The sequence below is a fragment of the Streptomyces composti genome (genome assembly GCF_012034205.1).
Classification (GTDB): Bacteria; Actinomycetota; Actinomycetes; order Streptomycetales; family Streptomycetaceae; genus Streptomyces; species Streptomyces composti.
On the sequence record NZ_JAATEM010000008.1, the window covers coordinates 19589 to 44513 of the forward strand.

A 24925-nucleotide genomic window follows, 5' to 3' on the forward strand; every position below is an offset into this window, starting at 1 on the left:
GGCGGGCGCCCCGCGGCTCAGCTCATCCGCAGCGCCAGGAAGAAGTCCAGCTTGTCCTCCAGGCGGGACAGGTCACGTCCCGTCAGCTGCTCGATCCGGCCCACCCGGTACCGCAGCGTGTTGACGTGCAGGTGCAGCCGCGAGGCACACCGGGTCCAGGAGCCGTCGCAGTCCAGGAACGCCTCCAGCGTGGAGATCAGCTCCGCGCGGTGACGCTGGTCGTACTCGCGCAGCGGGTCGAGCAGCCGGGCGGTGAAGGCCCGGCGCACGTCGTCCGGCACGAAGGGCAGCAGCAGCACGTGGGAGGCCAGCTCCTGGTGGCCCGCCGCGCAGACCCGGCCCGGGCGCGCCGCCGCCACCCGCCGCGCGTGCCGCGCCTCCTCCAGCGCACCGCGCAGCCCCTCCGCCGAGTGCACGGCCGCGCTGACGCCGAGCGTGAGCCTGCCGTCGCCGTCGAGGCCGGCCGACAGCGGGCCCCGCACGGCCTCGAGCAGCACGTCCGCGGGCACGCCCTGCTCGGAGCCGTCGTGCTCGCCGGTCACCGCGGGCAGCGGGACCAGGGCGATCGCCTCCTCGCCGCTGTGCGCGACCGCGATCCGGTCGGAGGGCTCGGGCCCGGTGGCCGACGGGTCGACCAGGATCTCCTCCAGCAGTGCCTGGGCCACCGCCTGGCCCTCGAGCTGCGCGTCGTCCCACTCCACGCGGGCCACGACCACCTGCCAGTGCGGTGCCGCGCCGAGACCGGGCAGCAGCACGGGCGCCGCCACGCGCAGCCGGGCGGCGATCTCGGCCGGCGGCGCGCCCGTCTGCACCAGCTCGAGCACCTCCTGCGCCAGCCGCCGCCGCACCGTGCGGGCGGCGTCCCGGCGGTCGCGCTCCACCGCGATCAGCTGGGTGACCCCGTGCAGCAGGTCCAGGCGCTCCTCGGCCCACTCCCCGGCGTCCGCCTCGACCGCGAGCAGCCAGTCCGACAGCATCGTCTCGCGCACATCCCGGGCGGGCTGCGGGTCGCGTCCGGTGCTGCGCACCGGGAACAGGCTGTACGTGGTCGGCCCGAGCGTGACCCGGTGCGGCCCCCGCCGCCCGGTGCGGGCGGCGGCCAGCTGCTCCGTCGCCAGCCGCGCGCACACCTCCGGGGGCAGCGCAGGGCCGGCCTCCTTGGCGCCGGCGATCAGCCGACCGGTCGGCGACAGCACCCAGGCCCGCAGGTCCAGGTCGGAGCGGAGCAGGTCGAGCACCACGTCGGGACCGCCGCCCGCGGGGCCGGAGGTCATCATCCGCCGGTGCCGGTCCACCACGGCCGCCAGGTCCCCGGCCCGCTCGCCCGACACCTGCCGCACCACGTGCTCGGTGATCGTCGCGAACGCCACCGACTCGTGCACCGCGAACAGCGGCAGCCGGTGCCGGGCGCAGGCCACCACCAGGTCGTCCGGGATCTCGTTGAGCTCCGCCTCGCCCGCCGCCAGCGCCGCCACCCCGGACTGCACCAGGATGCGGACGAACGGCTCGGAGTCCGCTGCGTCACGGCGCCAGGCGAGGCCGGTGAGCACCAGCTCCCCGCCCGAGAGGTAGCGGCTGGGGTCGCGGAGGTCGGTGGTCATCACACCGCGCACGGTGCGGTCCAGTTCCTCCTCGCCGCCGAGCAGCTTCAGGCCCAGCGCGTCGGTCTCCAGCAGTGCGCGCAGCCGCATTCTCGTCGCCGCCGTTCCTTGTCTCGATGTCTACGCTGAAACGTCAGGGGTCTTCCACGGATCCTCGGGCCGGATCTCCGGAGCCCGGGTCGGTCTCCGGAGATCCGGGGCTCCGGAAATGGCCCGTCGGTGGCTGAGCAGCGCTGCCGGCCGTCTCCAGGACTGTGTCCTCAGCTTTCCGGGGAAAAGCGGGAGGCCGTCGGGGCCTCCTTTCATATGAATCTACAAGATGTCCCGGCTGGCCAGCCAACTCCTTCATGTTTTCCGTGACTGACCCGTGCGGACACACGGCGGTGTACTGAGTCCGATCCGAGTGAACAGCACATGAACGAGCCGCCCCCCACCGCAGGCGGAGTGGCTCGATTCTTACGCCCCATATTCCAGATCACGGGTGCAGTACCGGGCCGTCCCCCGGGTCTGGCACCTCCCAAATCCCGGCACGCCACACCGCCGGGTGCCCCTATGAACCTTGGGAGACGGCACCATGACCCAGCAGTCCGTGGAGCCCAGGACCACCGCCGAGGACGCGGGCGCGGGAACCCGCGTCCCGGCCGGCCGGTCCTGGCTCGACCGGTACTTCCACATCACGCACCGAGGATCGACGGTCGCACGGGAAGTGCGCGGCGGCATCACCACCTTCATGGCGATGGCCTACATCCTCCTGCTCAACCCGCTGATCCTTTCCGGTGAGGACGCCGCGGGCAACACCCTCGGACACACCGCGGTGATCACGGCCACCGCGTTCGCCGCCGCCCTCACCACCCTGCTGATGGGATTCGTCGGCAAGGTGCCGCTCGCCCTCGCCGCCGGCCTGTCCGTCTCCGGAGTGCTCGCCGGCCAGGTCGTGCCCCAGATGACCTGGCCGCAGGCCATGGGCATGTGCGTGATGTACGGCGCGGTGATCATGCTGCTGGTGGTCACCGGCCTGCGCGAGATGATCATGAACGCGATACCGCTCGCCCTGAAGCACGGCATCACCATGGGCATCGGACTGTTCATCGCCCTGATCGGCCTGGTGAAGGCCGGATTCGTGCAGGAGAACCCGGCCCCCGGCGGCGGCCCCGTCGTGCTCGGCCCCGACGGTGAACTCGCCGGCTGGCCGGTGCTGCTGTTCGCCGTCACCCTGCTCGCCATCTTCATGCTCCAGGCCCGAGGCGTCCCCGGCGCCATCCTGATCGGCATCGTCGGCGGCACGGTCCTCGCCGTTGCCCTCAACGCCTTCGGCGTCATCGACCCCAAGCAGTGGGTCGGCGGGGCGCCCGAGCTGCACGGCAGCGCGGTCTCCATGCCCGACTTCTCGGTCTTCGGCCAGGTCGAGTTCGGCGGCTGGGGAGAGGTCGGCGCGATGACCGTCGGCCTGATCGTCTTCACCCTGGTCCTCGCCGGGTTCTTCGACGCCATGGCCACGATCATCGGCGTCGGCACCGAGGCCAGGCTCGCCGACGACAAGGGCCGCATGCCCGGCCTGTCCAAGGCGCTGTTCATCGACGGCGCGGGCGGCGCGATCGGCGGCGTCTCGGGCGCCTCAGGCCAGACCGTCTTCGTCGAGTCGGCCACCGGCGTCGGCGAGGGCGCCCGCACCGGCCTGTCCGCCGTGGTCACCGGGCTCTTCTTCGCCGCCTGCCTGTTCTTCACCCCGCTCACCGCGATCGTGCCGGGCGAGGTCGCCGCGGCGGCGCTGGTGGTGATCGGCGCCATGATGATGATGAACGCCCGGCACGTCGACTGGGCCGACCGCGCCACCGCCATCCCGGTCTTCCTCACGGTCGTCCTGATGCCGTTCACCTACACCATCACCACGGGCGTGGCCGCGGGCGTCATCTCCTACGTCGCCATCAAGGTCGCCCAGGGCAAGGCACGGGAGATCGGGGCGTTCATGTGGGGTCTGACCGTGATCTTCCTGATCTACTTCGCGCTCAACCCGATCGAGAGCTGGCTCGGCGTCCACTGACCGGCCGGCCGGCTCGCCGGCCGTGCTCACCGCCGCCGCCCAGGGGAGGCGGCGGCGGTACGGACCGCCTGCCTCGGCGGACGCGCCGGCTTCAGGAGGCCCGGGCGATGGCGGCGATGGCCCCGCCCACCTCGTCCAGCAGGCTGCCGAGCGCGTCCGCCAGCTCGTCCTGCTGCCGGGGGTTCTGGCGGGCCGTGAGCGTCTGCATGCGCAGCACCGGGTTGACCAGGAACTGATGCAGCGGCTTCGCCGCCGCCGCCACGTCGTGCAGCAGATCCTTCACCCGGCCGAGGGCGCCCGCCCCCGCCGCCGGCGGCGCCTCCATCTGGGCCCGGGTCAGCTCGGTCCGCAGCTGCTGGGCCCTGCGCCGCACGAACAGGACCACCTCCGGCTGGAGCTCGCCGAACGACAGACCGGACACCTGCCGCGTCGGCCGTTCGAGGGTGGTCCAGATCTCCTTCAGAACGTCCACGACGAGCCGCCCACCGGCCGGGTCCGGAACCAGGGCGGGCGCGGACACCGCCACGGCATCCGGCTCGGTCCGCTGCGACACCACCGAGACCCTGGGCGCGGCACCGGATCGGGACGCCTTTTCCCGCGATCCCCCTCCCGGCTCGCCCGGGATCACCACTTCGGGGGATCCGGAACGCTCCGCACCCGCGAGATCCAGATACGCCCCGCACGCGTGCGCCGCGAGTCGGAAGAACCACGCACGGTCGCCGTCCGGGTACCGCTCGCGCCCGGTGAACATCAGGGCACACGCCTGCAACGCCAGCAGCCACTGAGCACGCCACGCCTGGGTGACCCGCCGGGTGGCCGCCCAGTCGGTCAGCTGCGTGCGCACCCCGACGACCAGCGCGGCCAGCCCTTGCGGAATCAGCAGCCCCGCGCACCGGGACTCCGCCTCCGCACCGGTGCCGGTGAGGGCGCCCACCAGTTCGGCGCGGGCCTCCTCGGACAGATGAGGCAGGTAGTGGTCGGCGATCAGGCACAGCAGCAGGTGCACGGGGTCGCGCGCCAGGAGCGCACCCTCGCTGAACCGGGACAGGTCGATGAGCCAGAAGGCGTCCTCCGGGGCGTCGTCGCGCACCGGCACCATGATGTTGCCCGGATGCAGGTCGCCGTGCCCCCTTCCCCGGGCGGCGAGCTTGACCGGCAGCCGGACCAGCGGCGAACCGTCGCCCAGCGCCAGGGGATTGGGCAGCACCGGGCCGCGGTCCTCCGCCGCGAACCAGACGCAGTCGTGCACCCCGTCACCGAAGCGGCTCCTGACCCAGGTGCGCAGCGGGCCGTCCTCCTCGCAGCGCGCACCGAGGAGCTCCCGCACGAAGGCGGCGGCCGTCAGGCCCTGGTCGATCTGCGGATCCTCGGGATTCCAGCCGCTCAGCAGCCCCTTGACGATCTGCGCCGCGAGGCCGGGCAGGCGTGCGCTGCGGCCGAGCGCCGCGAGCGTGACCGTCGGGTCCTTGCCGTCCCCGGCGGGCTCCTGAAACATGACCCAGTACTCGCCGAGGCGCCAGGGCCTGCCCGCAAGTCCGACCAGGTGCCGGCCGACGAATTCGGCGTTGCCCGGGAGGCCGCTGCGCAGCGCGGCCTTGTGGTTGCGCGGCTCGGCCTGCGCGTCCGGTGAGGGAGCCACCAGCTTGATGATGCGCATGCCCCCGGTCTGCCCCTGGTCCAGCTCCCGGAGGAAGGCCGACACCAGCCGGCCGCCGCTCTGCCCGGTCTCCAGCAGCTCCGGGTCCACCAGCTCGAGTTCGTTGGCGTGCAGCCAGTCGCCGAGGGCCCGGTCGACCTCGGGCAGGCCGAAGACCCGTAAGGCGTGCGGCGACTGGGACGGGAAGCATTCCATGAACCCAGTATGACCGGAGTGCCCGCATGGTCCGGATCTGTGTCCGGCGCGGGCCCGCGGATGTGATATTCCATCCCGTTGGGACGGCAGAGGGGGACCAACGTGGCACGGCTCGAGGGAAGTCGGCGCATGCGCCGCGCGCTCCGCTCCGGCGAGATCGACGCCGGAACGCTGTGCGACCTCATCACGGAACGCGGCACGGACGACGGGCAACCACCCCAGCGCTACCAGGGCTTGCGCGTCACGGGCGCACTGCGTCTGGACCGCCGTCGCATCACCACCGCGCTCTCCCTCGTCGACTGCGTCTTCGAGGAGCCCGTCGACCTGACCGAACTCACCGTCCCCGCACTGGATCTCTCCGGCTCCACCCTCCCCGCCCTGCGAGCCGACCGCCTCACCGTCGACGGCGAACTCCGCCTGGCCGGCACGAGGGCGGGCGACGGCACCGCGGGCCCCCGCCCCATGACCGACCCGACCGACTCCCGCACCGGGCGACGCGCACCGCGCCGCCTCCATGAGGACTCGGCCACCGCCGCCGTACGCCTGGCCGACGCGCACATCGCGGGCAACCTCGTCGCCCAGGGGCTCACCGTCGCCGACGGCAGCCCCTGGTCACTGCTGGCGCCCCGCCTCACCGTGGGCGGTTCGCTGCACGGCCGCGGCCTGACCGCCAACGGCGCCCTCCACCTGCGCGACGCCCGCGTCACCCACGCCGTCAATCTGCACGCCGCCGACGTGGGCGGCATCGACGCCACCGGGGTCGTCTGCACCGGCTTCTACGCCGACTGGGGCTTTCGCAGCACCGGCCAGGTGCTGTTGCGCGCGGCCGAGGTCGCCGGGGTGGTCACCTTCCACGACGCCGTCCTGGCCGCGCCCGCCGGCTCCCTGCTGTGCGGGCGGCTCCGCGTCCCGCGGCTGCGCCTCGACCTGCGCGAACCGCCCGCGGGCAAGGTGGTGCTGCAGGACGCAGCCGTCGACGTCCTGGTGGACTCCGAGGCCACCTGGCCCGCCCCCGGTTCCCTCTCCCTGGAGGGCTTCACCTATCAGCGCCTCGAGACCGGACAACCCGTCGCCCTCCGCGCCCGCATCTCCTGGCTCACCCGCGACCCGCGGGCCGGCGCCCGCGCCTTCGAGCAGCTCGCGAGATCGTACGAGAGCGGCGGCGACGAACGCTCGGCCCGCGCGGTGCGGCACGCCAAGGAGCGACACCTCAGCCGCAACGACCGCCTCACCGGCCGGATCTGGGGCCTGCTGCAGGACGTCCTCTTCGGCTACGGCTACGCGCCCCGGCGGGCGCTGCTGTGGCTGCTGTCCCTCGTCGCCCTGGGCTCCGCCTGGTTCGCCACCCATCCGCCGCGCCCGGTCGGCGGAGACCCCGAACGCGCCTGGGACCCCGTCCTCTACAGCCTCGACCTGCTCGTCCCCGTCGCGAGCCTCGGCCACCGCGGCGCCTGGGACCCCACGGGCCCGAGCAAGGCCGTCGCGCTCTTCCTGGTCGTCTCCGGCTGGGTCCTGGCCACAGCCGTGATCGCCGGCGCCCGCAGGGTGCTGGGCCGGAGCTGACCTTTCGCGCACAAGCCACCACAGAACGGGTGGCAGCCGGTACGCTCGACGCGGCCCGTCGCCCCCGTGGTGCATCAGGCGGTGCCGGGTGTCTGGCTGCCCGGCTACGAGGAACAGCGGCACTACTGGGAAGGCATGTTCATCGAGATGACGGAACGCTGCCTCCGGCACCGGGCGTGGGTCGCCGAACGGCAGCGACCCGGCTCACGCGTCTGACCGCATGTCAGCGGCACGCCGCCGCAGTCACATCGGCTCCGGACCCGGCCGCTGATCGAGCTGGTGGTCCGCCCACACGTACGTCTCCGGCAGCAAGCCGGCGACGGGACGGTGCGTCGGGCGTTGCCGTTGCCGACGACGACCTTCAGGGACGGGAAGTAGTCGAGGAGGACCTGGCGGCAGCGACCGCAGGGCGGGACGACGCCGCGGTCGCGGTCGCCCACGGCGACGACGGTGGTGAGCTCGTGGGCGCCCTGGGCGGCCGCCGCGCCGATGAGGACCAGCTCGGCGCAGGGGCCGCCCGTGAAGTGGTAGGCGTTCACGGCGGTGATGATCCGGCCGTCGGCGGCGCGGGCCGCGGCCGCCATCGTGTGGTTGTCGCCGCGGCAGCGGGTGCGGGCGATGTGCGCGGCTGCCTGGACGAGTTCGTGGTCGACGGGGTGCGGCGGCTGCGGCTGGGGCTGCGGCTGGGAATGGTCGGTCAACTCTCTGCCTTCGTACGGGTGTCGTGCGGACGTTCCGCTCACGGCTGTCGCAGCAGCCGGTTCACCGTGCGCCCGAACACCCGGCGGCCCGCGCGGGCCAGGACCGGGTCCAGCGCGCCGGGGACCGCGCGCACCCACATCTGCTCGCGCCAGACCACGCGGGCCCGGCCGCCGGGACCCGGCCGCACCTCCAGCTCGGCCCAGCCCCTGACGATCCGTCCGCGCTTCTCCAGACGGCACCGGCCGGGCAGGTCGCCCTGGGGCGGCCGCCAGACGGTCACCTCCATGGGGTCGTCGAAGGCGAGCGGGCCGATCCCCGTGCGGGCCACGATGCGGGTGCCCTCGCCGGTGGGCGGGGGAGTGGTGACGGTGACCCGGGTCAGGGGGACCGCTTCGCCGTGCCGGTGCCACCGGGTGAGCCTGCGCCAGGCCTCGTCGAGGGGGAGCGGCACGGTGCGCTGGAGCTGGAATTCGGCCACATGAAGATCTTATGGAATCCGCCCCGGCCCGCTGCCCGCCCGTTCGGCCGTCACCCGGTCGGCGCAGTCACCGGCGCGGAAGCGGCCCGCGGTGCGGGTCGCTCGCGCGGGTGCGCGTGGGCCGCCTACCCCGCTCGGCGGGCCGTGAGCGCCTCCACCAGGCGGTCGGCACCGTCCGCCGCCCGGCCCTCGCGGAAGGCGTCGCGGGCCTGGCGCGCGGCCACGCGGCCCGAGGTCAGGCACCAGTCCCACCAGCGTTCCAGCCGCCGTTCCGTGAGCTCCTCGACGGGCACCAGAGCGGGCCAGCCGCACACCCGGGCCTGCGCCGTCACCGTCGCCCCGCCCGCCACCGGGTCGATGGCCAGGACCGGCGTGCCGACCCGCAGCGCCAGCACCAGGCCCTGCAGCTGGTCGGTGACCACCAGATCGAGCCGCGCCAGCACCGACTGGACCTGGGCGGGCGTCGCGCTCAGATGCCAGTCGCGGGTGTCCAGCCGGGTGTCCAGCTCCAGCCGGGCACAGTCCTTGCCGGCCAGCCAGCGCGTCACCTCCCGGGCGACCTGCTCGTGCCGCCGCTGCTCTCCGTACTCCTGCTCGCCGTGGGTGAGGATCACGCCCACCACGGGCCGGGCCGGGGCGGCCGGAGCGCGGGCCGCCAGATCCTCCGTCGGCTGCACGTCCGGGGCGTCGCGTGCCAGCACCCGGTGGAACCCGCGCACCGCCTCCGCACCCGGGTCGATCACCGAGGCCCCCACCGCGATCCGCGTACAGTGCGCGAACCGCCGGTGCAGCTCCTCGATCTGTGGCCCCTCGAGCGGGCCGCACACGAACACCAGATGCGAGTAGTCGCGCGGTCGCACATCGTCCAGATGCCGGGCCTCGGGCCGGAAGCCGGGGCTCCATGCCACGTCGTACGGGATCCCGGCGCCCCGCAGCACCTCCTCCACCCGCTGCAGCGCCAGCACGTCCCCGGCGGTCGCCTCCCCGTCCCGGAAGCTGAACCACCCGGTCAGCAGGACCCGCTTCGGTCCCATGAGCTCACTCACCTGCACAATGCACCCCGAGTGCCCCACCCGCCCCCGCCGCAACCGTCCTCCGGCCACGGACCGCCGGACCGGAAGCGGTGGCGCCCGGGGCCGGGATCGGGGGGAACGAGTTCTGCGTCCCGCGCAGCGATTCCGACCGGGCCGAGCAGGAGCCGCCGCGTACGACGGCCGCTGAAGCGGGCTGCCGAACCCCGGGCCGCTCAGCCCAGGGCCGCAGGACTGCTGACCCCAGGACTGCTGACCTCAGGGCTGCTCAGGGGCGGCCCGGGCCGGGGCTACTGCCGGGGGCCGGAGCGCTCTCCAGGACGGGACTGCCCCTGCGGGCCCGGCCGCCCCTGCTGGCCAGGCCCGCCCTGAGGAGCGGGCTGCCCCTGGGGACGGCGGCCGGGGAAGGGCTGCTGGGGACGCCGGCCGGCGGGAGGCTGCTGCGGGCCTCGGCCGGCGGGGGGCTGCTGGGGGTGTTGATCGGTGGGGGACTGCTGCTGAGGGCGGGGACCGCTGCGGGGCTGGTCCTGAGGGCCGCGCCCGTCGGGGGACTGCTGCTGCGGACCGCGCCCGTCCGGCGACTGCTGCGACTGCCGCGGGCCGGGCCCGTCCTGCGACTGCTGCGAGCCGGGCCCGCCGAAGGGCTGCTCCTGGGTGCCGCGCCCGTCGACGTGCTGCTGGGGACCGGGACCGGCGGGGGACTGCTGCCGGCGCTCGTGAACCGCGAAGGGCTGGTGGGGGCGGTGGTGGCCGGAGAGGGCCTCGTGGGCCTCACGCTGCGTGCGCTCGGCGACCTCTCGGGTCTCGGTGAGGACGTCGCCGAGTTCGCGCACCAGGCTCTCGTAGACGGGCAGGCGGTCGGAGGCCGAGGGAGGGCGTGTCACAGAGCTTGGTCCTTCGTGTGGGAGGTCGTTCCGATCATGGGCGCCACCGAGGGCCCTAGAGATTCAGCGTCCCGCGGAGCCCCGGATGTCACGGGCGTTGCGAGATGTCCCGGAAACGGGCACACACTCTCCACTTCTCGTCCTCTCGCCCTCCCGTCGCGGCTCATGGCGGTTCCCTGCACCCCTCGTTGCGGACGGAATCTGACCGCGAGCGGCGCTAGCGTGCCGCCATGACCCAGACGAAGCGCACCGCGGGCCCGGCTGGCGGCCCCGTACTCGGCACCCGCGCCCTCAACCGGGCCACCCTCGCCCGCCAGCTCCTGCTGACCCGGTCGCCGATGTCCGCGAAGGAAGCGGTGGAGCATCTCGTCGGACTGCAGGCCCAGGAGGTGAAGCCGCCGTACCACGCGCTCACGGCCCGCCTGGAGAACTTCCGGCCCGAGGAGCTCTCCGGGCTGCTGGAGCGCCGCGAGGCGGTGCGCATCGTCACCCTGCGCTCCACCATCCATCTGCACACACCGGACGACTGCATGACGCTGCGCCCCCTGGTGCAGCCGGTGCGCGACCGGGAGATCGGCATCTTCCGCAAGGGACTGACCGGCGTCGACCTGGAGCGGCTGGCCGCGCTCGCCCGCGCCTTCGTGGAGGAGGAGCCGCGCACCATGAAGCAGCTGCGGGAGATGCTCAACGCCGAGTGGCCGGACGCCGACCCGCAGGCGCTCGCCATCGCCGCCCGCTGCACCCTCCCGCTCGTCCAGGTCACCCCGCGCGGCATGTGGGGCCGCAGCGCCCAGGTCGCCCTCACCACCGCCGAGCACTGGCTGGACCGCCCCACGGAGCCCGCCGCCCCGCCGGACACCGTCGTGCTGCGCTACCTGGCCGCCTTCGGGCCGGCCTCGGTGAAGGACATGCAGACCTGGTCGGGGCTCACCCGGATGCGCCCGGTCTTCGAACGGCTCCGCCCGCGGCTGCTCACCTTCCGCGACGAGAACGGCGTCGAGCTGTTCGACCTGCCCGGCGCGCCCCGCCCCGAGCCGGACACCCCGGCGCCGCCGCGCTTCCTGCCCGAGTTCGACAACCTGATGCTCTCGCACGCCGACCGCACCCGGGTGATCCCGCCCGCCGACCGCCGCAGCACCTGGCAGGCGAACACCTTCTACTGCCCGCTCCTGGTCGACGGCTTCCTCGCGGGCGTGTGGCGCATCATCGACCGATCTCTCGTCATCGAGCCGTTCCGTGAGCTCCCGAAGGCCGTGCGCGAGGAGGTCCTGGAGGAGGGCGCCCGCATGCTGGACATCCTCTACCAGGGATCCTCCTACGACATCCGCTTCGGCACGGTGCGCGCGCAGGTGGCGCCTCGGTGACAACGGCGGCGAGCGGGAACGGCTGCGCCCGGCGACAGCGGACCGCGGGGACCGGGCGGGAACGGCCGGCGGGCCCTCAGTCCGCCCGCCCCGTGACCGCCACCGACACTCCCAGGCCGATCATCGTGCAGCCGCCCGCGCCGCCGATCAGGGACAGGCGCCGGTCCGAGCGGGCGACCCAGGCGCGGGCGGCCGAGGCCGTCAGCCCCCACAGGGTGTCCGTGACCAGGCCGATGAGGATCGGCATCAGGCCCAGCACCAGCATCTGTGCGGGCACATGCCCCGCCGAGTGGTCGACGAACTGCGGCAGCACGGCGGCGAAGAACACCACGCCCTTCGGGTTGGTCGCGCCGACCAGGATCCCGTCGAGCACGGTCCGCAGATCCCCGCGCGCCGGCCGGCCGCCGGCTGCCGTGATCTGCTCGGTCCCCAGCTTCCTGCGGTGCCGCAGCGCCTGGACACCGAGGTACACCAGATACGCGGCCCCGGCGAACTTCACCGCCAGATAGACCGTCACCGAGCGCTCCACGACCGAGCCGACGCCCAGGGCGACCGCCACGACCAGCAGATAGGAGCCGATGACATTGCCGAGGACGGTCGCCAGCGCGGTGCGCCGGCCATGGGCGAGCGCCCGGCCGATCACGAACAGCACGCTCGGCCCGGGTATCACGATCACCAGCACGGACATCGCCGCGAAGGCGGCGAGGCGTTCCGGGGACACCATGTACGGGATTGAAGCACGGGCGGGGGTGTGCTCGTCAGTGCCGTGCGGCGACATCGTCGTGCGCAGCCGCGTGCGGCGCAGCGGCACCCACGGGACGAGCATTGGAGAGGGGGCGTTGCGGGCTGCTCGTGGAAGCCCGCAACGCCCCCTGGTCCTGGCCCGGGAGGCAGCTGCCTCCCGGGAAACCGGTGGGACCTACGAGTTGACCTGGGCGGTCACCTGCGCGGAGAAGGTGGTCAGCCGGGTGTAGACGCCGGGGGAGCCGGCCGCCGCGCAGCCGTCGCCCCAGGAGGTGATGCCGGCCAGCCGGCCGCCTATCAGCAGCGGGCCGCCGCTGTCGCCCTGGCAGGCGTCCACGCCGCCGGAGTCGTACCCGGCGCACACCATGTCGCTGCTGACGTAGCGCGAGCCGTAGGAGCCGCTGCAGCTGGAGTCGGAGACGGTCGGCACGGTCGCGGTGCGCAGCTGGTTGGAGGAGCTGCCGCCGGAGGAGGTGGTGCCCCAGCCGAGGATGCGGGCGGTGGTGCCCGGTGCGTACACGGAGGTGTCCGAGGAGGAGACGTACGGGGCCGTGGCGTACGGCATCGAGGTGGACAGCGTCAGCACGGCCACGTCGTCGCCGCGGGTGACGCTGCGGTAGTCGGGGTGGATCCAGATCTTGCTGACCCTCGCCACCGTGCCGTCGGTGCCGTTGCGGTAGGTGCGCCCGCCGACCACCCGCACGCTGCTGGTGGTCTCGCCGACCATGCAGTGCGCGGCCGTGACCACCTTGGTGGGAGCCACCAGGGTGCCGCCGCAGAACTGGCGCTGCGAGGAGTCGGTGATCTGCATCATGAACGGGTACGCCGACGTGGTGGTCGTCGTACCGCCGACGATCGGCTGGGGAGCGGCGCCGGCGGCCGGGGCGGTGAACAGCGCGGTGGCGGCGGCCGCGGCGGTCGCGGCGGCGAGGGCGGCGGTGCGTCTGGCACGCGTGAGGCGGGACATGGGTCTCCTCATGGGTTGCCGGTGGGGGGTCGCACGGGGTGGGGGTGGAGCACGAGGGCCTGGTTCACCGGCCCTCGTGTGCCCGGGCGAGCGGCACGCACTTACGCTACGACCCGGAGCGTGGCGCCCCAATGAGGGACTCCCCTAAGGGAGTTGTGGAGGGAAAACCCTATGTCCCGCCGGGCGGCGCGCGGTGTTCGGGTCCCGGCCACGGGTGACGGACGCCCGGACTCCCGGGCCGACGGACGCACGGACGGACGCCCGGACTCCCGGGCTGACGGACGCACGGACGGACGCCCGGACTCCCGGGCTGACGGACACACGGACGGACGCCCGGACTCCCGGGCCGACGGACGCACGGGTGCCCGGGCGCGGGCGATCCGTCCATGACCGGGGTCTCTTCGCTGAGCAGACGTCAGGTCAGCTTCCGGCCGCGTGAGTTGGCGGGCCCGGCGCCGGACACCGGAACGGCCCCGGACCTCACTTCGTGTTGCGCCCCGCCGCCAGCCGGACGATGTCCACCCGGGAGCGGATGCCCAGCTTGCGGTACACCCGGGTGAGGGTCGCCTCCACGGTCTTGACGCTGATGAACAGGCGCGCGGCGATCTCCCGGTTGGTCGCTCCCTCCATCACCAGCGCGGCCACCTGGCGTTCCATGGCGGCGAGACCGTCCAGCGCGGCCGGGGCAGCGGCCGGTGCCGCCTCCGGCTCCGGCGGGCCCGCTGCGGCCGCCGCCTCCACCTGGCGCAGCCAGGGCAGCGCGCGGCAGCGCCGGAACAGGCGAGCCGCCTCGTCGTAGGCCCGCGGGCCCGGGCGGCGGGAGCGCAGCCGGGCCAGCGCGAAGGCCGCCCGCGCCTCCTCCAGGCCGTAGCCCAGCTTGCCGAGCCGGTCCCGGGCGGAGGCCAACTGCGCCTCGGCGGCGTCGTGTTCGCCGCGTGCGGCGCGCACCAGCGCCTCGGCGCGGTCGAGCACGGCGAGCACGCCCGCCCGGTCCAGTCGCAGGGCGTGCACCCGGGTGAGGTTGATCAGCTCCTGGGCCTCGCCCGGCTCGCCGATCCGCACCAGCGCCTCGGCGAGGTCGCCGTGCCAGCGGCCGCGGGCCGGGTCGCTGATGCCCATGCCCTGCTCCAGCTCCCGCACCCGCCTGAGCGAACGCACCGCCGCCGCCGCGTCCCCGCAGACCAGCTGGGCGTAGCCGAGCGCGGCCAGCGCCCGCGAGAGGTACATCTGGTCGCCGTCGACCTCGGCGTGGTCGGCCGCCTCGCGGGCCAGTGCCAGCGCGCGGTCCACGTCCCCGCCGGACGCCTCGGCGAGCGAGGCCAGCATCGCGGAGGCGCCCTCGCCGATGCCGGAGTCGCGGGCCAGGCGCAGGCTCTCCCTGGCCAGGTCCAGGGCCCGGCCGCAGTGCCCGGAGCGCAGCTCGGTGTCGGCCAGGAAGCGCAGGAAGTGCACCTCGCTCTCGACCATGCCGCGCCGCCGCGCCTCGCGCAGCAGGGCGGTGATGGACATCCGGGCCTGGGGCAGCTGGTCGCTCATCAGCAGCCAGCGGAAGCGGGCCATGCCGGCGCCGTTGTGGTGGCAGGCGACGTACGGGTCCTGCGGCTCGCGCAGGGCCCGCTTGATGGTGACGGGGGCGTCGGGGTGGCCCATCAGCGTCTCGGTGGACGCCTGGAAGGCCAGCGACATCAGCTCGGTGCGCCGGTCCCCGCCCCGCGCCGCCAGCTCCGCCGCGTGCGCGGCCTCCCGGCGCGCCTTGTCGAAGTCGCCGTCGACGACCAGTTCCCGCCAGGCCAGCTGGTAGTGGACCAGCGCCAGCAGCCGCGGGTCGTCGCCCGCGTCGGCCAGCACCTGCGGGAACACCGCGTCGACCTCGCCGAGCGCCTGCCCGGCCGCCTCGATGACCACCATCCAGGCCCGCACCCGCTCCGCCGGCACGGTGGCCCGGGTGAGCACCTCGCGGGCGATGTCCCGCGCCAGGTCGGCCTCGCCCGCGGTGATCGCGTCCTCCGCGGCCTGCAGCCGCCGCTCGTCCGGTCCCGGTGAGCTGCCGGCGGGCGTGTGCCGGGCGGCCAGCAGCCCCAGCGAGGCGGCCACCGAGGGCGCACCGCGGTCCCGGGCCAGTGCGGCGGCCTCCGCGAGCCGGGCCGCCACCTCCGGGTCGGTGCCGGTGGTCGCCAGTGCCAGATGCCGGGCCCGCTCGATCGGGTCGGAGGCGGCCCTGGACAGTGCGGTGTGCACCGCCCGCCGCTCGTGCGCCGGGGCCTCCGCGTACAGGGCCGCCGAGATCAGCGGGTGCGCGAACCGCAGCGCCGGCTCCTCCGGGTCGGTGGCGAGCAGACCCAGCGCGGCGGCCTGCGCGGTCTCCGCCTCGGCGTTCTCCCGGCCCGCCGCGTGCAGCAGCGCCAGCGTGGGCCGGGCGCCCGCGCTGGCCACCAGCAGCGTGCGGCGTGCCTCCGCCGAGAGCAGCTCCAGGCGGCTGAGGACCAGGGCGCGCAGCGAGGTCGGCACCGGCAGCGGCTCGCCCGGCCGGGGCCTGGTGGGGCTCTCCGCGAGGGCGCGGCCCAGCTCGAGCGCGAACAGCGGGTTGCCGCCGCTGGTGCGGTGGATGTCGCGGGCCGTGGAGCGGGACAGGCCGGTGTAGCCGCGGTGGTCCAGCAGCGCCGAGACCTGGGCGCGGGTGAACGGGCCCAGCCGCACGGCCAGCGTGTCCGGCGGGCAGGACCGCAGGTGCCGGTCGTACTCCTCGTCCTCGGTGCGCACCGCGCACAGCATCTGCACCGGTGTGCCGCCGAGCCGCCGGGCGGCGAAGCCGAGCAGCTCGGCGCTGGCCGAGTCCAGCCACTGCAGATCGTCGGCGACCACCAGCACGGGACCGTCGGCGGCGAGCGCGCGCAGCGCGGACAGCACCGCGAGGCGCAGCGCGAGACCGTCCCGCTGCAGTGTGGACTCGCGGCCGGTGAGCGCCGACTCCAGGGCGGTGCGCTGGGCGGCGGGCAGCCGCGGGGCGACCCGGTCCAGGACGAGACCGAACAGGTCGGCCAGCGCCAGGAACGGCAGATGCGATTCGGACTCGGTGGCCGAGCAGCGCAACACGGTGCGCGGCGCGGCGGCGTTTTCCGCCGCAAGTGCCCGCAGCACGGTCGATTTTCCTATTCCGGCGGGGCCGTGCAGCAGCACGCTGCCGCCGCGGGCCAGCTGCTCGCGGGCGTCGGAGAACAGCTCCTCCCGCCCGATGACCAGGTCGGGGCGGCTCCTGGCAGGCTCCTGGAAGTCCCGTCGCACGGTCACCGCTCCCCTCCGTGTGGCGTGTCCCGGCCAATATTAGGCAACGGGCTGTTTATTTCGGACGGACGGTCTCGTGAGGGAAATAACAGCGGCCGCCGCAACGGTAAATCCAAAACGCTCGTCGGCGGTAATCACGACCGTGCAACGATCGCGGACGGAAATCGCCGCAAACCTACGGCAACCACCCGGCCCGGCGGGCCGCCACGACGGCCTGGCCGCGGGTGCGGGCGCCCAGCTTCCGCATCGCGGAGCGCAGATACGCCTTGACGGTTTCGGCCGTCACGCCCAACTGCCGTGCGGCCGCCGCATTGGTCGCGCCGGCCGCCACACAGGCCAGCACGTCCAGCTCGCGCGGCGCCAGCCGCACCGGCGCCGCGGGGTCCGGCCCGGCCGTCAGCAGGGAGCAGGCCTGCAGCAGCTCGGCCCGCAGCGCCGGGTCCGCGATCCGCGGGGCGAGCGCCCGCAGCGCCGCGTGCGCCTCCCGCACCTGCTCCCAGGCGGCCCCGGACGCCGAGTCCGGCCCCGGCTGCGGGCGGGCCGCCGCCAGCAGCTCACCGGCCTCCTCCCGCACCACCAGCGCCTGCTCCACGTCCCGCGCTGCCTGCACGGCCAGCCCCAGCACCCGGTCGCCGAGCGGCTGCGCCGCGCGCAGCGCCCCGTAGAGCACGCCCCGCACCCGCCGCCGCACCACCACCGGGACGGCCACCACCGCGCGCAGGCCCTCGGCGGAGACGGGGCCGTCGTACTCGTGGCTGATCTGCCGGGACGACGAGTAGTCGGTCACCGCGCACGGGCGGGCCAGCGCCAGCGCCTTGCCGCCCAGGCCGTTGCCCGCGGTCACCGCGAGCGAGCTCAGCGCGGGCGTGGCCGTGCCGCTGAGCTCGCTGATGCGCACCTGCTGCCGTCCGGGCTCCACCAGGCCGCCGAAGGCCACCGGCAGGCCGGTCGTACGCCGCAGCCTGGCGAGCGCACCGCGGATCTCGGCCGCACCGTCGACCGCCGTCATCCGGTCAGCTGTCACCTGTTCGCCCCTCCACCGCGGCTTCCTGCGGGCGCACCCCCCCTTTCGGGGGTAGTGAGACCTGCATCACGGATTACACGATGGCGGCGAGCCGCTCGGCAAGGCTCCGGGACAGGCCGGGGAGAGTCCGGGACCGAAGGAGGACACATGACGGCGACGGAGGAGTTCCGCAGGGCCAGGGACTTCCTGCTGGAACACCGGGAGGACTACGCCACGGCCTACGAGCAGTTCCGCTGGCCCCGGCCGGAACGGTTCAACTGGGCGCTGGACTGGTTCGACGTGATCGCCGACGGCAACGACCGCACGGCGCTCCACCTCGTCGAGGAGGACGGCAGCCGGACCCGGCTGTCCTTCGCCGACCTCGCCCGCCGCTCCGACCAGGTCGCCAACTGGCTGCGCGACCAGGGGGTGACCGCCGAGGACCGGGTCCTGGTGATGCTCGGCAACCAGGCGGAGCTGTGGGAGACCGCTCTCGCCGCGATGAAGCTGCGCGCCGTCGTCATCCCGGCCACCCCGCTGCTCGGTCCCGCCGACCTCAGGGACCGCGTCGACCGGGGCCGGGTCCGGCATGTGATCGTGCGCGCCGCCGACACCGCCAAGTTCGACCAGGTGCCCGGCGACTACACCCGCGTCGCCGTGGGCGAGGGGGCCGGCGACGGCTGGCTGCCGTACGCCGACGCCTACGGCTCCGCCGAGCACTTCGCGCCGGACGGGCCGACCCTCGCCGACGACCCGCTGATGCTGTACTTCACCTCGGGCACCACCGCGCGGCCGAAACTCGTCGAGCACACGCATGTGTCGTACCCGATCGGCCATCTCGCGACGATGTACTGGATCGGCCTGAGGCCCGGCGACGTGCACCTCAACATCTCCTCGCCCGGCTGGGCCAAGCACGCCTGGTCCAATCTCTTCGCCCCGTGGAACGCCGAGGCGACCGTCTTCCTGCACAACTACACCCGCTTCGACGCGGCCCGCCTGATGGCCGAGATGGACAAGGCCGGCGTCACCACCTTCTGCGCCCCGCCGACCGTGTGGCGCATGCTCATCCAGGCCGACCTCACCCAGCTGAGCACCCCGCCCCGGGAGGTCGTCGCCGCGGGCGAACCGCTCAACCCCGAGGTCATCGAGCAGGTGCGGCGGGCCTGGGGCGTGACCATCCGGGACGGCTTCGGGCAGACCGAGACCGCCGTGCAGGTCTCCAACAGCCCCGGCCAGGTCCTCAAGACCGGCTCCATGGGCCGCCCCAGCCCCGGCTACCGCATCGAGCTGCTCGACCCCGTCTCCGGCGCGCCCGGAGCCCACGAGGGCGAGATCGCCATCGACCTGTCCCAGCGCCCGGTGGGCCTGATGACCGGCTACCACGGCGACCCCGAGCGCACCGCGGAGGCGATGGCCGGCGGCTACTACCGCACCGGCGACATCGGCTCCCGCGACGCCGACGGCTACATCACCTATGTGGGGCGCGCCGACGACGTGTTCAAGGCGTCTGCACCAGGTGCAATTTCTTTCCGATTGGAACTAGCCGCCTGACCTGCACAAACACCGAGGCCCCCGCGAGTCGGGGGCCTTTGTCGTGGGAGGAACCGTGTCCGAACCGGACTGGAAGGCCGCCCTGCGGGCGGATCTGGGCGAGGCGTTCGACGCTGCCATGCCCCACATCGAGGCCGCCTTCAAGCGGGGCTTCGACAGGGGCAGGAGCCGGGCCGGCTACCGCGTGCTCCGGGAGAACGAGCGGCTACGCCGCGAGCTGGAGCTTGCGCACGGAGAGAGAAAGGAGGAGCCGTGCAGAACGGACACTGCTGGTGCGGCAGGCCCTACCCCTGCCTCGCCCACGGAAGCGGGCGATGACTCGTGATCGTCCTCACCCGCCTTCAGAAAGTGATCATCGTGGCCGCCTTCACGGCGGCCTTCGTCATGTCAGGGGTGCCGCACTGGTGGTGAAGCACAGAGTGAATTCGTGGAAGAGCCACCTGACCTCATTCGGGTGGTCGGTGGCCTCCGGCGTCGTCGGGTCGGGCATCGGCCTTCTGGCCGCAGCCCTCTATCTGCGCGTGCGGGGATGGTGATGGTGCTCTATGACCCGCACCGCCGATGGGCGCACCGCGGCATCTGCCGCTGGGAAGACCGCGCCCTCTTCTTCGCCGAGGGCGGCATGCCCCATCGCCGCCCGGCGGAGAACGTCCAGAAGCTCTGGGACCAGGCCAAGGAAATCTGTGCCATGTGCCCGGTGCTCGCCGAGTGCCAGCGAGACACGCTCGGTGAGGAATACGGCGTGTACGGCGGGCGTGATCCCTACGAGCGCTGGCGCATTCGGAAGGTGATGAACCGGTCCATCGTCCGATGGCCGGAGGAACGGCGCCTCGCCTGGGCGAAAGAGATCTACTTCCTGCGCAAGGAGCTGGGCATGGGCTGGCGGGCGATCCAGACCCGGACCGGGATGCCGGAATCGGCCGCACAGACCCTCTACGCCCTCTGGAAGGACCGCCTGGCCGAGGAGAAGGAGAAGGCGGCCAAGGCCGACATCATCGACCTTGACCTTCCCGAGCCGGAGCCGGCCAAGCCGGATTTCCCCGAGCGCCCCGGACGACGCCACGCATGGGTCCGCAATCACGGGCTCATCGCCGACGGCTGGTACCGGGGCGAAACACCGGACGGCCAATGGATCAATCTCACCGTCTTCAGCGGCCGGGGTCAGGTGCACAAGTGGTTCCGCAAGGACGACGTGCACCTGTACCGCCCGCAGGCGGTGGTCATTCTCAACTACGCCGAAAGGCCGGACGATCATGACCTCACCGCCTGAGCTGAGGTTGCCCGACCACATCTCTCATTCGTCCCGTGAGGCCCTGGAGCGCTGCGCCAAGCAGTACTTCCTGACCCGCGTGGCGAAAGCCCCGCAGACGCCCGCCCTGTGGCTGGCAGGGGGGTCCGCGGTGCATGAGGCGACCGAGAACTACGACCTTCTGGCCTTCGCGGGAATGCTGGAGGACTTCCAGGCCGAAGAGGTCTGGAACGCCTTCTTCGACTCGCAGTTGGCCGAGGCCCGAGAAAGGGAGGAGAACGAGAATCTGTGGCGCCAGGCCGCCACCGAGCCCATCGAGGTCTGGCGCCGCATGGGCCTGCAATTCGTGCAGGCGTACGTGGACTGGCGCGAGCGTAGCCCGTGGGAGATCTGGACGACACCCGACGGGTTCCCCGCCATCGAGCTGGATGTGTCGGGCAAGCTGCCCGGCTGCGACGTCGAGATCAAGGCGTACCTTGACCGGGTCTTCTGGGACCCGGTGCTCAAGCGGCTCGTGATCGTCGATCTGAAGACGAGCAAGAGGCCGCCCAAGACGCCGGCCCAGTTCGAGACGTACGCGGCCCTGCTGAAGGCCAAGTACGACGTCCAGGCGGACCTGGGCGCGGCCTTCATGAACCGCAGGGGCACGCTCGGCGCGCCCTTCGACCTGTCCGGCGTGACGCCTCAGGCCGTGGGCGCCGTCTACGGCGAGGCGTGGCGGCAGATCCAGGGCTACATGGCTGCCGGGAACTTCCCGGCCGACACCTCGGACTGCTTCCTGTGCGACGTGAAGGCCGCCTGCCACGCCCAGAACGGGCCGCTGGCCCACCTCTACGACCCGGCGTCGCCGGGCTACCCCATTCCCTTCTGAGGAGGACTCATGGCCGACAGGAGTGCCAAGGACAAGGCCATGGCCGCAGAGCTGAAGAAGCGCGGCGTGCAGCGCACCACCGGCATGTGCCCCATGGGCTGCGGCCGTGCGCTGCCCAACGGGGGCGGGGCCCTGGTGGTGCACCTGGGCCACTGCCGCGGGCGTACGAAGCGTGCTGCCTGACTGTGACTGTGGCGCCTGCTGCGAGCAGTGCGGCCACGAGCCCGACTGCATCCGCAACGAGCCTCGGGAGGACGATGCCGATTCTTAGCCTCTGCACGGGCTATGGAGGGCTGGACATGGCCGTGGAGGCCCTGACCGGTGACAAGGTCGCTTACGTCGCGGAGAACGACGAAGCGGCCTCTCTTGTGCTCGCGCACCACTGGCCCGAGGTGCCCAACCTCGGGGACATCACCACGTACGACTTCACGCAACTGGCCGGCGAGGTGGACATCATCACCGCCGGCTTCAGTTGTCAGGACATCTCCAACGCCGGAGGCAGAGAGGGGATCAATGGCAGCAAGTCCAAGATCTGGAAAGACGTCTGCCGGGCCGTACGCGATATTCGACCTCGCTACGCGTTCCTGGAGAACGTTGCGGCGATCCGCTCGCGGGGCCTCGACGTCGTCGCTGAAGACCTGGCCAGCGTCGGGTATGACCTCTGGTGGACGACTCTTCGAGCTTCCGACGTGGGAGCCGCCCACATCCGCTACCGGTGGTTCGGTATTGCCGTTCCCCACGCCGAAGGCGTCCGACGGCCCCCATGGAGGGCCGAACCAACGCAGCAGCAAGGGGAAGTACGACGCTCTGCCGGGGATGGTGGTCAACCTTCTGCCGACCCCGATCGCCCGAGACTGGAAGCCCGGGACGCTGACGCTGGGCACCAGGGGCCGCCCGCTGGGGGAAGTCGTCCTGCTGCTGAAGACCCCTACGGCCCAGCTCGGGACGAACGGGGCAGCGCAGCACCCGGACAAGAGGCGAGGGGGGGGCACGGACCGACCCTTGACGACGAAGTCTCCTTCCTTCTTCCCCACGCCCACGGCGGCGGACGGGAGGGGAGGGCCGGGGACGAGCCCGAACCGGAAGGGCGGGATGAACCTTCGGACGGCAGTTACTCACCTGCCGAATGGTGGGGGGAGTACCTGCCCGCTATCCGTAGATGGGAAAAACTGAGCGGGGTTCCCGCCCCCGCTCCCACAGAGATTGGACCCCGAGGAGGCCGCCGATTGGCGGCCCCTTTTGCTGAGTGGCTGATGGGCGTACCCGGCCATGTCACCGGGGTCCCGGGCCTGGATCGGGCCCAGCAACTCCACAAGATCGGCAACGGCGCCATGCCGCAGCAGGCGTACGTGGCGTACGAGCACATCTTCAACCTGATGAAAGAGGCCGTGTGACCGACACCCCTGACTCTGTTGATGTTGATGTTGAGGCCGAGGGCTGGGACGAGCCGCAGGCCACCTACCCGGAGTTTCCGGCGAACCCCCACAACCACCGCTACACCATCTCGATGAACGCCCAGGGCCCGATGCTGGTGATCCGGGCGAACACTGGGGAGGAGATCAAGGCGGCCTCCGAGGAACTGGAGGACGCCGCCGTGGGCGCGGCCATCGGCCGCGCGTGGTCCGCGTTCAAGGCCGGTGCGGCCCTCGGGAACGGTCTGGGAGCCACGCCCGTCCAGGGCCCGCCGGCGGCCCCGCAGGCGCCCACGCCGCCCCCGTTCGGGCCGAACGTGAGCGTGCCGCAGGCGCCGGGCTACCAGGGCCCGCCGGTGCCCCCTCCTCCGCCGCCCGCTCCGGCGGCGCACAACAACGCGGCTGAGTTCTCTCAGGCCGGCTGGTACCGGCTGAACGTCCCGTTCAAGCAGAAGAGCACCTTTGACGGCATCGTGGCGCAGTACCAACTGCGCAAGGGCCGCCCGTCCGAGGGCGGGCAGGTGTCGTTCAACAAGGCGGACAAGAGCTGGTACGTGGACCCGCAGTACGCGGGCGCCTTCAGCCAGTTCAACCCCGTGCCTGCGTAGGGTCCCGTGCTCACGCTCTCACGGTCGGTGAAGCGGGCGGCCAGCGGCAAGGAGCCGTTGCCGCCCGCTTTCGCTTCGTGGGCAGCGCACGGGATACGGCCCCGGCGGGCGTCGGTGTCGATGCTCGCCGGGGTCCCCGGCACCCACAAGACACGGATCATGCTCAACGCCGTGGTCAACATGGGCGTGTCCACGCTCGCGTTCTCCACGGACTCCGATCAGGACACGATCAGCTCTCGCCTGCTGGCGAGGGCGACGGGTACGCCGACGTCGGTCACCGAGGAGTGGCTGAGGACGGAGCCGGACAAGTGCGCCCGGCTGCTGGCTCAGTACGACTTCATCCGCTGGGACTTCCGTCCCGATCCGACCATGGATGACATCTGGCTGGGGCTGTACGCCTACCACGAGACGGAGGGGCGCTACCCGGACCAGACGGTGATCGACATTGCCTCCGACGTCGGGCACGACGCCGGGGACGAGTGGGCGTCTCTGCGGGACCTGATGCGCCAGGCGAAGGTCATTGCCCGGGAGACCGGGACGCATCTGTGGCTGGTGCACCACTGCTCCGACTCGCCGAACACCAAGCGGCCGTGTCCGCGCCGTTCGGACATCCATGGCAAGGTCGCCGCCATTCCCGAGCTGATCGTCACCGTCGGCATGGACAACTCAGGCGGCCTGTACGCCGCGCCGGTGAAGAACCGACACGCCAAGGCATCGGCGGATGCCGAGATCCGTATCCCCATGACGCTGAACGCGGAGACGTCCTACGTCGGGGACTACGTGCCCCAGACCCCCGCCTACGGGGGCTGGAGCGCAGGAGAGGAGGACTGGGGTTGAGACACATAGTCATGTGGTCCGGCGGGATCACATCGTGGGCAACGGCCCGCATCATCGTTGAACGTCACGGCCCAGATGCCGTGACGTTCTTGTTTGCGGACACCAACGCGGAAGACGAAGACCTCTACCGCTTCAACGAGGAGGCCGCCGCCAAGCTGGGCGGCCAGGTCGTACGCGTGGCAGATCCGCGGGAGCGGGACCCCTGGGACGTCTTTGAAGACGAACGCTATCTAGGGAACACCCGCCTGGCCCCCTGCTCGAAGCTGCTCAAGCAGGCACCCGCACGACGCTGGGTCGCCGACAACACCACTCCGGAGGACGCCACCCTTTACATCGGCATTGACTGGACAGAGACCCACCGCATCCCGGCGAACCGGGCTGGCTGGGCGCCCTGGCCTGTTGAGTATCCATTGACTGAACCGCCCTACCGAGACAAAGACTTCTGGATCGAGGAGGCCCGCAGGGCTGGCCTGGAGCCCACCAGGATGTATGACCTTGGCTTCAGCCATGCGAATTGCGGGGGAGCCTGCGTCAGAGCGGGGCAGGGCCAGTGGGCCCATCTCCTGAAGGTCTTCCCTGAGCGCTACGCCTACGCGGAAGCGCGAGAGGAGCGACTGCGCCAGAAGCTCGGCAAGGACGTCTCGATCCTGCGAGATCGCCGGGGCGGAACGCTCAAGCCGTTGACTCTCAAGGCGTTCAGGGAACGCATCGAGGCCCAGGAGGCCGATGTGGACGCCGACGACATCGGCGGGTGCGGATGCTTCACGGAGGCCGCATGACCTGCCGCTACTTCCACCGCTGGAGCGAGTGGAGCACCGAGTACGAGGAATGCCCGGACGGCGAGATGGGGGTCTACGAGTACAGGTCCCGCCGCTGCAAACGGCG

Annotated in this window: 21 protein-coding genes and 2 pseudogenes; 13 read left to right on the forward strand and 10 right to left on the reverse strand. The window is 72.6% G+C overall.

Features of this window, described 5'->3' with window-relative positions:
- Positions 1-17 precede the first annotated feature (17 nt).
- A complete protein-coding gene (locus HCJ93_RS08155) occupies positions 18-1691 on the reverse strand; it encodes a PucR family transcriptional regulator (protein ID WP_167992511.1) in 1674 nt (557 codons plus the stop codon).
- Positions 1692-2175: 484 nt separating this feature from the next.
- Here HCJ93_RS08155 and HCJ93_RS08160 point away from each other — a divergent pair, with 484 nt between their 5' ends.
- Positions 2176-3642 carry an NCS2 family permease gene (locus HCJ93_RS08160; protein ID WP_167992514.1) on the forward strand — a complete coding sequence of 489 codons (1467 nt, stop codon included), beginning with the start codon at positions 2176-2178 and terminating at the stop codon, positions 3640-3642.
- A gap of 91 nt (positions 3643-3733) precedes the next feature.
- Here HCJ93_RS08160 and HCJ93_RS08165 read toward each other — a convergent pair whose 3' ends face one another.
- Positions 3734-5494, reverse strand: coding sequence for a hypothetical protein (locus HCJ93_RS08165; RefSeq protein WP_167992516.1), 1761 nt, complete (start codon positions 5492-5494; stop codon positions 3734-3736).
- Positions 5495-5623: 129 nt separating this feature from the next.
- Here HCJ93_RS08165 and HCJ93_RS08170 point away from each other — a divergent pair, with 129 nt between their 5' ends.
- Both HCJ93_RS08170 and HCJ93_RS08175 read left to right on the forward strand, forming a co-directional pair.
- Entirely contained in the window at positions 5624-7057 is a 1434-nt protein-coding gene (locus HCJ93_RS08170; RefSeq protein WP_167992517.1) for a hypothetical protein, read from the forward strand.
- A gap of 66 nt (positions 7058-7123) precedes the next feature.
- Positions 7124-7273: a hypothetical protein gene (locus tag HCJ93_RS08175; protein ID WP_167992519.1), complete on the forward strand. Its 150-nt coding sequence runs from the start codon at positions 7124-7126 to the stop codon at positions 7271-7273.
- Positions 7274-7300: 27 nt separating this feature from the next.
- Here HCJ93_RS08175 and HCJ93_RS08180 read toward each other — a convergent pair.
- From HCJ93_RS08180 to HCJ93_RS08195, 4 genes and pseudogenes are all read right to left on the reverse strand, one after another.
- Positions 7301-7758: pseudogene (locus HCJ93_RS08180) on the reverse strand (cytidine deaminase family protein).
- Positions 7759-7796: 38 nt separating this feature from the next.
- Positions 7797-8237 carry an SRPBCC family protein gene (locus tag HCJ93_RS08185; protein ID WP_167992520.1) on the reverse strand — a complete coding sequence of 147 codons (441 nt, stop codon included), beginning with the start codon at positions 8235-8237 and terminating at the stop codon, positions 7797-7799.
- Positions 8238-8362: 125 nt separating this feature from the next.
- Positions 8363-9271: a glycosyltransferase family protein gene (locus tag HCJ93_RS08190; RefSeq protein WP_167992522.1), complete on the reverse strand. Its 909-nt coding sequence runs from the start codon at positions 9269-9271 to the stop codon at positions 8363-8365.
- Between the two features lie 287 nt (positions 9272-9558).
- Positions 9559-10152: a hypothetical protein gene (locus HCJ93_RS08195; protein ID WP_167992523.1), complete on the reverse strand. Its 594-nt coding sequence runs from the start codon at positions 10150-10152 to the stop codon at positions 9559-9561.
- 230 nt (positions 10153-10382) lie between these two features.
- On the opposite strand from HCJ93_RS08195, the gene HCJ93_RS08200 reads away from it, so the two are divergent.
- Positions 10383-11516 carry a winged helix DNA-binding domain-containing protein gene (locus tag HCJ93_RS08200; protein ID WP_167992525.1) on the forward strand — a complete coding sequence of 378 codons (1134 nt, stop codon included), beginning with the start codon at positions 10383-10385 and terminating at the stop codon, positions 11514-11516.
- 76 nt (positions 11517-11592) lie between these two features.
- On the opposite strand, the gene HCJ93_RS08205 is transcribed toward HCJ93_RS08200, so the two are convergent.
- The 4 genes from HCJ93_RS08205 to HCJ93_RS08220 form a co-directional block, all read right to left on the reverse strand.
- Complete coding sequence (locus HCJ93_RS08205) at positions 11593-12240, reverse strand: LysE family translocator (protein ID WP_167992526.1); 648 nt, start codon at positions 12238-12240, stop codon at positions 11593-11595.
- 195 nt (positions 12241-12435) lie between these two features.
- Positions 12436-13227, reverse strand: coding sequence for a S1 family peptidase (locus HCJ93_RS08210; protein WP_167992528.1), 792 nt, complete (start codon positions 13225-13227; stop codon positions 12436-12438).
- Between the two features lie 480 nt (positions 13228-13707).
- Positions 13708-16515: an AAA family ATPase gene (locus tag HCJ93_RS08215; protein WP_167992530.1), complete on the reverse strand. Its 2808-nt coding sequence runs from the start codon at positions 16513-16515 to the stop codon at positions 13708-13710.
- Between the two features lie 169 nt (positions 16516-16684).
- On the reverse strand, positions 16685-17518 hold the full coding sequence (locus HCJ93_RS08220) for a helix-turn-helix domain-containing protein (protein WP_167992804.1): 834 nt from the start codon (positions 17516-17518) through the stop codon (positions 16685-16687).
- Positions 17519-17680: 162 nt separating this feature from the next.
- On the opposite strand from HCJ93_RS08220, the pseudogene HCJ93_RS08225 reads away from it, so the two are divergent.
- From HCJ93_RS08225 to HCJ93_RS08265, 9 genes and pseudogenes are all read left to right on the forward strand, one after another.
- Positions 17681-19057: pseudogene (locus HCJ93_RS08225) on the forward strand (AMP-binding protein); the annotation flags it as partial.
- Positions 19058-19118: 61 nt separating this feature from the next.
- On the forward strand, positions 19119-19388 hold the full coding sequence (locus HCJ93_RS08230) for a hypothetical protein (protein WP_167992531.1): 270 nt from the start codon (positions 19119-19121) through the stop codon (positions 19386-19388).
- 210 nt (positions 19389-19598) lie between these two features.
- A complete protein-coding gene (locus HCJ93_RS08235; protein WP_167992533.1) occupies positions 19599-20333 on the forward strand; it encodes a WhiB family transcriptional regulator in 735 nt (244 codons plus the stop codon).
- Entirely contained in the window at positions 20317-21183 is an 867-nt protein-coding gene (locus HCJ93_RS08240) for a RecB family exonuclease (RefSeq protein WP_167992535.1), read from the forward strand. The genes HCJ93_RS08235 and HCJ93_RS08240 overlap by 17 nt, the downstream gene beginning before the upstream one ends.
- Positions 21184-21192: 9 nt before the next feature.
- Entirely contained in the window at positions 21193-21366 is a 174-nt protein-coding gene (locus HCJ93_RS08245; RefSeq protein ID WP_167992537.1) for a hypothetical protein, read from the forward strand.
- A gap of 74 nt (positions 21367-21440) precedes the next feature.
- Positions 21441-22577 carry a DNA cytosine methyltransferase gene (locus HCJ93_RS08250; protein ID WP_167992539.1) on the forward strand — a complete coding sequence of 379 codons (1137 nt, stop codon included), beginning with the start codon at positions 21441-21443 and terminating at the stop codon, positions 22575-22577.
- Complete coding sequence (locus tag HCJ93_RS08255) at positions 22574-23203, forward strand: hypothetical protein (RefSeq protein ID WP_167992540.1); 630 nt, start codon at positions 22574-22576, stop codon at positions 23201-23203. Before HCJ93_RS08250 ends, HCJ93_RS08255 begins: the two co-directional genes overlap by 4 nt.
- 120 nt (positions 23204-23323) lie before the next feature.
- On the forward strand, positions 23324-24040 hold the full coding sequence (locus HCJ93_RS08260) for a P-loop NTPase family protein (RefSeq protein WP_167992542.1): 717 nt from the start codon (positions 23324-23326) through the stop codon (positions 24038-24040).
- Positions 24037-24819: a phosphoadenosine phosphosulfate reductase domain-containing protein gene (locus tag HCJ93_RS08265; RefSeq protein ID WP_206317127.1), complete on the forward strand. Its 783-nt coding sequence runs from the start codon at positions 24037-24039 to the stop codon at positions 24817-24819. Before HCJ93_RS08260 ends, HCJ93_RS08265 begins: the two co-directional genes overlap by 4 nt.
- The last annotated feature ends 106 nt before the right edge of the window (positions 24820-24925 follow it).